The sequence below is a fragment of the Micromonospora sp. KC721 genome (assembly GCF_004348355.1).
In the GTDB taxonomy this organism is placed as follows: Bacteria; Actinomycetota; Actinomycetes; order Mycobacteriales; family Micromonosporaceae; genus Micromonospora.
This window is the reverse complement of the sequence record NZ_SMJY01000366.1, coordinates 1-2,078: the sequence shown is the minus strand read 5'-3', so window position 1 is coordinate 2,078 and position 2,078 is coordinate 1. Positions and strand designations below refer to the sequence as shown.

The following is a 2,078-nucleotide window of genomic DNA, read 5'->3' as shown; positions in this document are numbered from 1 at the left end:
GGTGTGCGGGGGCCAGGCCCAGGTCCACGGGGATGGAGTGGCCCTGACTGGCCCTGATCCGCTCCACCCCGTCGACGCCCCGCTGCACGGCGAAGCGCTGCTTGTCGTTGCCGGACACCACCGCGTCGAGCGCGGCCCGGTCGATCCGCATCGCCGTGAGCAGGTCGTCGACGGTGACCCAGCCGGCCGGGTCAGGGGCGAGCCCGTACCTACCGGGCTGGTGCCGCAGCGCCCGGGACATCCGCTTGCTGACCCGCACCAGCTCCTGTTGATCCATTCCCGCATTGTCGGCTACCGCGTAGCCCGGTGCGAGCGTCTTGTCGTCCTGCCCGGCAGCGGTGCTGTCGGGCAGGACGACGTCGGGTCAGAGCGCGGCCCGGATCGCCTCGGCCAGGGTGGTGGGCCGACGGCCGATCAGCTTCTCCAGGTCGGCCACCGCCACGTACAGCTCACCTCGGGCCAGGCCCTGGTCGGCGTCGGCGAGGACCGCCGCGTACGCCTCGGGCAGCCCGGCGGAGACCAGCAGCGCGGTGTACCCGTCGGCCGGCAGGTCGGTGTAGCGGACCTCCCGGCCGGACTGCCGGGCCAGCTCGGTGGCCAGCTCGGTCAGAGTGAACGCCTCGCCGCCCAGCTCGTACACCTGACCGGCGTGACCGTCGGTGGTGAGCACCTCGGCGGCGGCGTCGGCGTAGTCGGCCCGGGCGGCGGCGCTGACCCGACCGTCGGCGGCCGATCCGGCGACACCGTGTGCCAGGTAGGTGGGCAGCTGGGCCGTGTAGTTCTCCAGGTACCAGCTGTTGCGCAGCAGCACGACCGGCAGGCCGGAGGCGCGCAGTTCCTCCTCGGTCGCCCGGTGCTCGGCGGCCAGGATCATCTGCGCGCTGTCGGCCTGGGTGATGCTGGTGTAGGCGACCAGCCCGACGCCGGCCTCGCGGGCGGCGGCGATCACGTTGCGGTGCTGGGCCAGCCGCTGGCCGACCTCGCTGCTGGAGACGAACATCAGCTTCTCTGCGCCGTCGAACGCGGCCCGCAACGAGGCGGGGTCGGTGTAGTCGGCGGCGCGGACGACGACCCCACGATCGGCCAGGTCGGTGAGCCGGGCCACGTCGCGGCCGAGCGCGACGATCTGGCCGGCCGGGACGCCCCGGCGCAGCAGGGACTCGACGATCAGGCGGCCCAGGTGGCCGGTGGCGCCGGTGACGACGATCGACATGACGTGCTCCTTAGATGCTGATTGCAACTTGCATCCCTGGTCAACGGGAAGGATTCCCCGTTACTTCCCGTTGGAGAGAAGGCACCTTGAAGTACGTCGCGAACTGATGGAGAGTGAGCAGGTGGAACCGGACCCGTTCAACCGCAACTGCGGCAGCCGGCAGATTCTCGATCGCATCGGTGACCGGTGGAGCGTGCTCGTGGTGCTCACCCTCGCCGACGGCAGCCGACGCTACAGCGAGTTGGCCGCCCGCATCGACGGCATCAGCCAGAAGATGCTCACCCAGACGCTGCGCGGGCTGGAACGCGACGGCCTCGTCACCCGAACCGTGCACGCCAGCATCCCGCCCCGGGTCGACTACGCCCTCACCGACCTGGGTCGCAACCTGCTCGATTTGGTCGCCGGGCTGGAGTCGTGGGCCACCACGCACCTGGCCGAGGTGGAAGCCGCCCGCGCCCGCTACGACGCCCGCTGAACGGGCGGAGGCGCGGACGGCGGTTCGGCAGACTGCGGGGATGGATCGACTGGCGGAGATCGCGGATCGGCGGATCGACGTCGACGGCGTCGTCGGGGGTCTGCCTGGGACACAGCCGGGCGAGCGCGTCCGAGCCGAGCGGACCCGCCACTATCCGGAGCCACTCCGTGAAGCGCTGATCGCCAGCGCGCGGTGGGAGGCCACGTTCATCCCGGCCCGCGCCCGCAAGGGGGCGGTGACGCCACGTCCGACCATGGCGGTCGGCCAGAACCGGCCGGGGGTGGGCTACCGAGGCAGGATTGGACCTCCCGAACGAACACGGTCGACTCCGATTGCGGCAGATCGCCGTGTCCCGGCAGCCGGACACCACAACCTGCCGCGAGCCCACCC

Annotated in this window: 3 protein-coding genes; 1 reads left to right on the top strand and 2 read right to left on the bottom strand. The window is 71.7% G+C overall.

All coding sequences use genetic code 11. From position 1 onward, the window contains the following. Positions 1-277: RNA 2'-phosphotransferase (locus tag E1182_RS30350; protein ID WP_207921583.1), on the bottom strand; the 277-nt coding region annotated here is incomplete at its 3' end. An 87-nt stretch (positions 278-364) separates the two neighbouring features. Then, positions 365-1,213 carry an SDR family oxidoreductase gene (locus tag E1182_RS30345; RefSeq protein ID WP_132271162.1) on the bottom strand — a complete coding sequence of 283 codons (849 nt, stop codon included), beginning with the start codon at positions 1,211-1,213 and terminating at the stop codon, positions 365-367. Between the two features lie 106 nt (positions 1,214-1,319). Here E1182_RS30345 and E1182_RS30340 point away from each other — a divergent pair, with 106 nt between their 5' ends. Then, positions 1,320-1,688: a helix-turn-helix domain-containing protein gene (locus E1182_RS30340; protein ID WP_132271161.1), complete on the top strand. Its 369-nt coding sequence runs from the start codon at positions 1,320-1,322 to the stop codon at positions 1,686-1,688. The last annotated feature ends 390 nt before the right edge of the window (positions 1,689-2,078 follow it).